Here is a 9,579-nt window from a genome sequence, read left to right as displayed (position 1 = left end):
AGCCACGAGGGGAGGCGACCCCCGCCCGGTTTTTGTTTGCACGTCATGGGGGTGGCTTGCTGCGTTTTGCGGGAGTGGCGGTGGGGGTGAAACCCCAACTCCCCCCCCACGACAACTGGCACCGGGGCTCAGTCGGCGTTGAGCTCCGAGTCGATCAGGCGGAACAGCTCGCCGTCACTGGCGGAGTCCAGGGACTCGAGGAACTCGCCGTCACCGGTGTCGAGGCGGTCCAGCAGGGAGCGGAGCCGGGTGGTCACGATGCCCAGCGTCTCCGGGGTCAGCGACGCGGTCAGCTGCTCGAACCGTCCCAGCTCGTCGAGCACCCGGGCCGCCGGGTCCACCGGCTCCGGGCTCAGCAGGGACAGCAGGTGCGCGCTCAGCACCCGGGGGTTCGGGTGGTCGAACAGCACCGTCGCCGGCAGGGTCAGGCCCGTCGCGTACCCCAGGCGGTTGCGCAGCTCCACCACCGTCAGGGAGTCGAAGCCGATCTCCGTGAAGCCCGTGTCCGCGTCGATCGCCGCCGGGGAGCCGTGGCCCAGGACGCTCGCCGCCAGCTCGCGGACCAGCTCCAGCAGCTCGCGGCCACGCGCCTCCGGGGCCAGCTCGCCCAGCTTCGGGACGAACGAGCGGACGCCGTCGGCGTCGATGCGGGCCGTGCGGCGGGTCTTCGGGACCAGCTCGCCCAGCACCGGCGGGACGATGTGGCCGCGCAGCACCGCCAGGTCCAGCCCCACCGGCACCACCATCGCCGCCGGCGACGCCACCGCCGTGTCGAACAGCGCCAGGCCCTCTTCCGGGGTGAACCGGCGCATGCCCGACTTCGCGAGACGCTGCGCGTCGACGTCGGCGAGCGTGCCCGCCATGCCGTCCGCCTGCGCCCACGGGCCCCACGCCAGCGACACCGCCGGCAGCCCTTCCGCCCGCCGCGAAGCCGCCAGCGCGTCCAGGAACGAGTTGGCCGCCGCGTAGTTGCCCTGGCCGACACCGCCGAGCAGACCGCTCGCCGACGAGTACAGGACGAACGCCGCCAGGTCGAGGTCCCGGGTCAGCTCGTGCAGGTGCCAGGCGCCGTCCACCTTGGGGCGCAACACCTTCCTCAGCCGCGCCGGGGTCAGCGACCCCACCACGCCGTCGTCGAGGACGCCGGCCGCGTGCACGACCGCCGTCAGCGGGTGCGCCTCGGGCACGGCGGACAGCAGGTCGGCGACGTCGTCGCGGTCGGCGGTGTCGCACGCCGCGACGCGCACGTCCGCGCCCAGGCCCTTCAGCTCGGTCACCAGCTCGGCGGCGCCGGCGGAGCCGAGGCCCCGCCGGCCGGCCAGCAGCAGGTGCCGGACGCCGTGGTGGGTCACCAGGTGCCGGGCCAGCAGCCGGCCCAGCCCGCCCGTGCCGCCGGTGACGAGCACCGTGCCGTCCGGGTCGCCGAAGCCGGGTTCCGGCCGGTCCGCCGCGGGCGCCCGGACCAGCCGGGCGCGGTGCGGGACGCCGTCGCGCACCGAAATCTGCGGTTCGCCCGACGCCACCGCGGCGTCAACCGCGTCCCCCTCGACCAGCAGGAACCGGCCCGGGTTCTCCGACTGCGCCGCCCGCACCAGGCCTTGCACCGCGGCGGCCGCGGGACCGTCGCCGGTCTGGAACACCACCTGGACATCGTCGGTGGCCAGGAAGGACTGCAGCTGGTCGAGGACCTGCGTCGTCGCCCGGTGGGTCGCGGCGACCGGGTCGCCACTCGTGTCCACCGGCACCACGACCACGGCATCGCCGGTCAGGTCGGTCGTGTCCTCGCCGAACACGACGAACCGCTTGCCCGACGACGACACCTCCGGCAGCGGCGTCCACTCGAGGTGGAACAGCGAGTCGTGCCCCTGCCGCGGCGCGGCAGCGGCTTCGCCGAACGAAAGGGCTTGCGCGGACGCGATCGGCGCACCGCCCGGATCGGTCAGGACGAGGGTGACCGTGTCGCCGTCCCGGCGCAGGTGGACCCGCGCGGCGGCGGCGCCCGCGGCGTGGAGCGCGAACCGCGTCCAGCCCGTCGCCGGGCGCCGGGGCAGGTCCAGCAGCGTCACGGTCTGCAGGGCCGCGTCCAGCAACGCCGGGTGCAGGCCGAACTTGGCCGCGTCGTCCCGGCGGGCCGCGGGCAGCTCGATCTCCGCGTAGACGTCGTCACCCGAGCGCCACGCCGCCCGCAGGCCGCGGAAGGCCGCGCCGATCTCGGCGTGCTCCTCGTAGAAGCCGTCGAGCTCGAGCTCCACGGCCGCGGGCGGCCAGGCCGGGTCCACGGCGGGTTCCGGGGCGCCGGGCGCGAGCCGGCCGGCCGCGGTCCGCGTCCACACCTGCTCCCCCGCGCCTTCCGGCCGGGTCCAGACGGTCAGCTCCCGTGTCCCCGCCGGACCTTCCGGCCCGACGACGACCTGCGCGTGCACCCCGCCGACCGGCGGCAGCGTGAGCGGGACCTCGACGGTGAGCTCCTCGACGAGGTCGCAGCCGACCTCGTCACCCGCACGCACGGCCAGCTCGGCGAACCCGGCTTCCGGGAACACGATCACGCCGTCCACGGTGTGGTCGGCCAGCCACGGCTGCAGCTGCGGCGACAGCGCGCCGGTGAACAGGAACCCGCCGGACTCCGGCAGCGCGACCCCGGCGCCGAGCAGCGGGTGCTCGGCGGAGTGCAGGCCGGACAGGCGCAGGTCGCCGTTCGCGCCGTGGAAACCCTCGGGCCAGTAGCGGTCGGGGGCGAACGGGTACGTCGGCAGCGCGACCGGGCGGCCGCCGCCGAAGAACTTCGGCCAGTCGACGGGCACGCGCGCGTGGTGCAGCTTCGTCAGCGCGGTGACCAGCGACCGCGGTCCGGCGTTCACGCCCACGACGACCTCGCCGCCGGTAAGGCTCTCGGCCGCCATCGCGGCGGCGACGCCGTCCGGGCCGACGTCGAGGAACGTGGTCACCCCCGACTCGGCCGAAGTCGTCACGGCGTCGGCGAACCGCACGGCTTCCCGCGCCTGCCGCACCCAGTACTCCGGGGAGGTGAAGTCGGCGTCGCCGCTGACGGTCGAGACGATCGGGATCGACGGCGCCGCCAGCTCCAGTTCCGCCACGACCCGGCCGAACTCCGCGAGCGCGGGTTCGATGAGCGGCGAGTGGAAGGCGTGGGAGACGGCCAGCCGGCGTGTCTTGGCGAAGTGCTCCCCCACCGCGAGCACCCCGGCTTCGGCGCCGGAGACGACGACCGAGCGCGGGCCGTTGACGGCGGCGATCACGACGTCGTCGCCGAGCAGCGGGACGACCTCTTCTTCGCTCGCCACCACGGAAAGCATCGCGCCACCGGCGGGGAGGGCCTGCATCAGCCGGCCGCGCGCGGCGACCAGCCGGCACGCTCCCGCGAGGCTGAACACGCCGGCGACGTGCGCGGCCGCGATCTCGCCGACGGAGTGCCCGGCGAGCTGGTGCGGGGTGATCCCCCACGACTCCAGCAGCCGGACCAGCGCGACTTCGAACGCGAAGATCGCCGCCTGCGCGTACTGGGTCTGGTTGAGCAGGTCCGCGTCATCGCCGTGCATGACCTCGCGCAGCGGCCGGTCGAGCTCGACGTCCAGGTGCGCGAGCACGGCGTCGAGCGCGTCCGCGAACACCGGGTACGTCGCCGCCAGCTCGCGGCCCATGCCGAGGCGCTGGCTGCCCTGCCCGGCGAACAGGATCGCGAGCTTGCCCTCGGGTCCGGCGAGGGTCGGCCCGTCGAGCTCCCGGAGTCCGGCCAGCAACGACTCCCGATCGGTGGCGACGATCGCCGCGCGGTGGTCGAAGTGGGTGCGAGTAGTCGCCAGCGCGGCCGCGAGATCGGTGAGATCCGTTTGCGTGGCAGCGAACTCCGCGAGCTGCGCGGCCTGCGCGGCGAGCCGTTCCGGGGTGCGAGCCGACAGCAGCACCGGCACCGGGCCGGTGACCGCGACGGGAACCGGCGCGGTCTCCTCGGCCTGTTCCAGGATCACGTGCGCGTTCGTCCCACTGACGCCGAACGACGAGACAGCGCCCCGGCGGGCCCGGCCGGTCTCCGGCCACGCGCGCTCTTCGGTCAGCAGCGAGATCGAGCCCGCCGTCCAGTCCACTTGGGACGTCGGCTCGTCGAGGTGCAGGGTCCGGGGCAGCACGCCGTGGCGGATCGCCTCGACCATCTTGATCACCCCGGCGACGCCGGCGGCCGACTGGGCGTGCCCGAGGTTCGACTTGACCGAGCCCAGCAGCAGGGGCTCGGAACGGTCCTGCCCGTAGGTGGCCAGCAGGGCCTGGGCTTCGATCGGGTCGCCGAGGGAGGTGCCGGTGCCGTGCGCCTCGACGGCGTCGACGTCCGAAGTGGACAGTCCGGCGTTCGCGAGCGCGGCGCGGATCACCCGTTGCTGCGAGGGGCCGTTGGGGGCGGTGAGGCCGTTGGACGCGCCGTCGGAGTTGACGGCGGTGCCGCGCAGCACGGCCAGCGGCGGGTGGCCGTTGCGGCGGGCGTCGGACAGGCGTTCCAGCAGGAGCAGGCCGGTGCCTTCGGACCAGCCGGTGCCGCCCGCGGTCTCGGCGAACGACCGGCAGCGGCCGTCCGGGGCGAGGCCGCCCTGGTAGCTGAACTCGACGAACGCGCTGGGCGTCGCCATCACCGTGACCCCGCCGGCGACGGCCAGCGAGCACTCGCCCGAAGCCAGCGCCCGCGCGGCCATGTGCAGCGCGACCAGCGACGACGAGCAGGCGGTGTCGACGGTGACCGACGGGCCTTCCAGCCCGAACAGGTAGGAGATCCGGCCGGACAGGACACTGGTGGCGGCCCCGGTCAGCAGGTGCCCGGCCAGCTCCGGCGGCGGCGAATAGCCGTTGCCGGAGCCGCCGACGTAGACGCCGGTCGTGCTGCCGCGCAGGCCTTCGGGGTCGACACCGGCGCGTTCGAACAGCTCCCACGCCACTTCCAGGAGCTGCCGCTGCTGCGGGTCCATCGCCAGGGCTTCCCGTGGTGAGATCCCGAAGAACCCGGCGTCGAAGTCGGCGACGCCGTCGACGAAGCCGCCCTCGTGGACGTAGGACGCGCCGCCCTGGAGACCGAGCAGGTCCCAGCCGCGGTCGCCGGGGAACTCCGTGATCGCGTCGGTCCCGTCGGCGACCAGGCGCCACAGGTCCTCGGGTGAGCGGACCCCGCCGGGGTAGCGGCAGCTCATGCCGACCACGACGATCGGGTCGCCGTCGAGCACCCCGGCCGCGGCGGGCGCGACGGCCTGCTCTTCGTCGCCGAGCAGCTCGGCGGCCAGGAGCCGGGCGACGGCGTCCGGGCGCGGGTGGTCGAAGACGAGGGTGGCCGGCAGGGCCAGGCCGGTCGCGGCGTTGATCCGGGTGCGCAGCTCGACCGAGGTGAGGGAGTCGAAGCCCAGGTCCTTGAACGGACGGCGCGGCTCGACCGCGGCCGCGCCCGCGTACCCGAGCAGGCCGGCGACCTGTTCGCGGACCAGGTCCAGCAGGAGGTTCTCCCGCTCTCGCGGGTCGGCTTCGCGCAGCCGGGCCAGCAGCCCCGACGTCGCCGTGACGTCGCCTGAACCCGTGTCGGCGAGCGCGCGGACCTCGGGCAGCTCGTCGAGCAGCGTGCCGTCCCGGCGTGAGGTGAGGGCCGGGACGAACCGGTCCCACCGGACGTCGGCGAGCACCACGGCGGTGTCGTCGTGGGCGACGGCCTGCCCGAGCGCGAGCAGCGCCTGCTCGACCGGCAACGGCGGCAGGCCACGGGCCCGCAGGAACCCGGCGGTCTCTTCGTCTTCGGCGACGCCGGTATCGGCCCAGGCGCTCCACGCGACGGCGGTCGCCACGCGGCCGCGGTCACGGCGGTGCCGGGCGAGTGCCTCGAGACCGGTGTCGACGGCGGCGCGGTCGCGCTGGCCTTCGGCGCCCCACACCGCGCTCACCGACGTGAACAGCACAAAGGCTTCCAGCTCGGTCTCGGCGAGGGTGCTGTCCAGCTCGACGGCGGTGGCCCACGCGTCGGGGTCGCCGGTCATCCCGGCGGTGTGCAGGACGGCCGTCAGCGGCCGGTCTTCGGGGACGCCGGTCACGACCTCGGCGCCGCACTCGGTCACCCATTCGGCGACGCGCGCGCCGAAGCCCTCGCCGGCGCCGGTGACCAGCACCGTGCCGTGCGGGCGCCACGGCTCGGCGGCGCCCCCGGCCGCGGCGTGCACCAGCCGGCGGCCGAAGAGCCCGGACGCGCGGACGGCGACCTGGTCTTCCGCGCCACCGAGGGCGGCGGCGAACCGGGCGGCGGCGCGTTCGTCGAGGGTCTCGGGCAGGTCGATCAGGCCGCCCCAGGCACGCGGGTATTCCAGGGCCAGCACACGCCCGGCGCCCCACAGGGCCGCCCGGGCGGGGTCGGCGAGCGGGTCCGAACGGCCGACGGACACCGCGCCCCGGGTCACAGCCCACAGCGGCAGCACCGGGTCGGCTTCGGCGAGAAACTCGGTCAGAGCCGCGGTCGTGGTGAACGTCGTCCCGTCGAGTTCCAGGAAGGAGACGACGCCCGTGTACTCGCCGGAGAGCCCGTCGCGCAGCACTTCGACCGGGTCGGCGTCCGGGGCCACGACCAGGCGGTCGGCGTCGAGCGGGAGGTCCAGACCTTCGGGAACCAACGCGAGCCAGCGGCCGGGCGCGGGAGTCCCGGCGGGCACCGGCTTCCACGTGACGCGGTGCCGCCAGCCGTCCACAACGGACTGTTCACCACGGCGGCGACGCCACGACGACAGGGCGGGCAGCACACGGGTGAGCGCGTCCTCTTCGACGTCGAGGGTGCTGCTGAGCACGGTGAAGTCGGCGTCGTCGACCGCGGTCCAGAACGCGGTCTCCGCCGGGTCCGCGGTGCTCACCTCCGCGGGTTCGGGCCAGTAGTTCCCGTGCTGGAAGGCGTAGGTCGGCAACGGGACGACCTTCGCGCCCTCGGCCAGGAAGCTCGCCCAGTCCGGGCTGACCCCGCGGACGTGCGCCTTCGCGACCGAGGTCAGGAACCGGTCGAGGCCGCCGTCGGTGCGGCGCAGGGTGCCGGTGACGACCGCGCGGGCACCGGCGTCCTCGGCGATCTCCTGCAGCGGCACGGTGAGCACCGGGTGCGAGCTGATCTCCAGGAACGCCTGGTACTGCAGGGAAAGCAGCTCACGAATCGCCTCTTCGAACCGGACGCGCTGCCGCAGGTTGCGGTACCAGTAGCCGGCGTCCAGCCGGGCCGTGTCGACCCACTCACCGTCCACAGTGGAGAAGAACGGGATCTCCGGCGGACGCGGCTTCAGCCCGGCCAGCGCGGTCGCCAGCTCGCCTTCGATCAGCTCGACGTGCGCGGAGTGCGACGCGTAGTCGACGTCGATGCGGCGGGCCCGCAGGCCGGCCTCGGTCAGCTCGGCCAGGAGCTCCTCCCCCGCCGCCGGGTCACCGGCGACCACGACGGACGACGGGCTGTTGGCCACGGCGACCGACAGCTTGCCCTCGAACCGGGCGAGCCGGGCATCGACGTCGGCGGCGGGCACGGAAACCGACAGCATGGTCCCGGCGCCGGCCAGCCGGCGGGCGATGGCCTGGCTGCGCAGCGCGACCACGCGGGCAGCGTCGGCGAGGCTGAGCGCGCCGGACACGCAGGCCGCGGCGATCTCCCCCTGGGAGTGCCCGACCACGGCGTCCGGGGTGATCCCGTGGGCCCGCCACAACGCGGCGAGCCCGACCATGACGGCGAACGACGCGGGCTGCACGACGTCGACGCGGTCCAGCGGCGAAACACCACGCAGGACGTCGGTCAGCGACCAGTCGAGGTACGGCGCCAGCGCGGCTTCGCATTCGGCGATGCGGGCGGCGAACACCGGCGACTCGTCGAGCAGCCGGGCGCCCATGCCGGCCCACTGCGCGCCCTGGCCGGGGAAGACGAACACGACCCGGCCGTCGACGTCGGCGACGCCGGTGGTGACCGCCGGGCCGGGGGTGCCGGCCGCCAGCGCGGCGAGGTCGTCACTCGGGTCCTCGGCGACGATGACGGCGCGGTGTTCGAGCGCGGCCCGGGAGTGCGCCAGCGACCACGCGATGTCCGCCGGTTCGGCGCCGGCGGTGTCGAGGTGCTCGCGCAGGCGGGCGGCTTGGGCGGCGAGCGCGGCCTCGGTGCGCCCGGCCACGACGAACGCGCGGACCCCGGGTCGCGCCTCGGTGGCGGTCCGCTCGACGGGCTCCGGCTGTTCGAGGATCACGTGGGCGTTGGTGCCGCTGATGCCGAACGACGACACGGCCGCCCGGCGGACGCGCTCGGTCTCCGGCCACGGCGTGTGCTCGGTGACGACCTCGACGGCGCCCGCCGTCCAGTCCACATGGGACGACGGCTCGTCGAGGTGCACCGACTTCGGCACCACGCCGTGGCGCATGGCCTGCACCATCTTGATCACCCCCGCGACACCCGCGGCGGCCTGGGTGTGCCCGATGTTCGACTTCACCGAACCCAGCAGCAACGGCGTCTCGCGGCCGCGGCCGTAGGTGGCCAGCAGGCTCTGCGCCTCGATCGGGTCGCCGAGCGGGGTGCCGGTGCCGTGCCCTTCGACGACGTCCACATCGGACACAGTCAGCCCGGAACTCGTGAGCGCCTGCCGGATCACGCGCTGCTGAGAGGGACCGTTGGGAGCGGTGAGACCGTTGGAGGCGCCGTCCTGGTTGACCGCCGACCCGCGCAGTACGGCGAGAACTTCGTGCCCGTGGCGGCGCGCGTCCGCCAGCCGCTCGAGCAGGACGAGACCGACCCCTTCGGCCCAGCCGACCCCGTCGGCGGACTCGGCGTAGGACTTGCACCGTCCGTCCCGCGCGAGGCCGCCCTGGGCCGAGAAGTCTACAAAGGACCCCGGGGTCGCCATGATCGTGACTCCGCCCGCGAGCGCCAGCTCGCAGTCCCCGGCGCGCAGGGCCTGGGCGGCCCAGTGCATCGCGACCAGCGACGACGAACACGCCGTGTCCACCGTGACCGCCGGGCCTTCCAGCCCGAGGGTGTAGGAGACGCGGCCGGACAGCACGCTGCCCGCGGTGCCGACGCCGAGGAAGCCGAGGGCCTCTTCGGGGAACTGCGCACCCTGGCCGTAGTCGTGGTACATCACGCCGGCGAACACGCCCGTCTTGCTGCCACGCAGCGAAAGCGGGTTGATGCCGGCGCGTTCGATCACCTCCCAGGAGACCTCGAGGAGGTGGCGCTGCTGCGGGTCCATGGCCAGCGCCTCCCGCGGGGAGATGCCGAAGAGCCCAGGATCGAAGCGGCCCGCGCGGTCGAGAAAACCGCCTTCACGAACGTACGAACGTCCTCTTTCGTCACCGAACAGACCTCCCAGGTCCCAGCCCCGGTCTTCGGGGAACGCGCCGATGCCGTCGCCGCCGTCGAGCACGAGGTCCCACAGCCCCTCGGGCGAGCTGACCCCGCCCGGGTAGCGGCAGGCCATCGAGACGATCGCCACGGGTTCCGGCTCCGCCGCCTCCAGCTCTTCGACGCGCTTGCGCGTCTTGGCCAGGTCGGCGGTGACCCACTTCAGGTACTCGACGAGCTTCTTGTCCTCGGTCATGACG

Annotated in this window: 1 protein-coding gene; it reads right to left on the bottom strand. The window is 74.4% G+C overall.

Annotation, left to right across the window (positions count from 1 at the left end; genetic code table 11):
- Window positions 1-128: 128 nt before the first annotated feature.
- Entirely contained in the window at window positions 129-9,575 is a 9,447-nt protein-coding gene (locus ACZ61C_RS31110) for an SDR family NAD(P)-dependent oxidoreductase (protein WP_465311403.1), read from the bottom strand.
- Window positions 9,576-9,579 lie beyond the last annotated feature (4 nt).

This window comes from Amycolatopsis sp. NPDC104587 (assembly GCF_055583645.1).
This window is presented reverse-complemented; position numbering and strand designations above follow the sequence as displayed.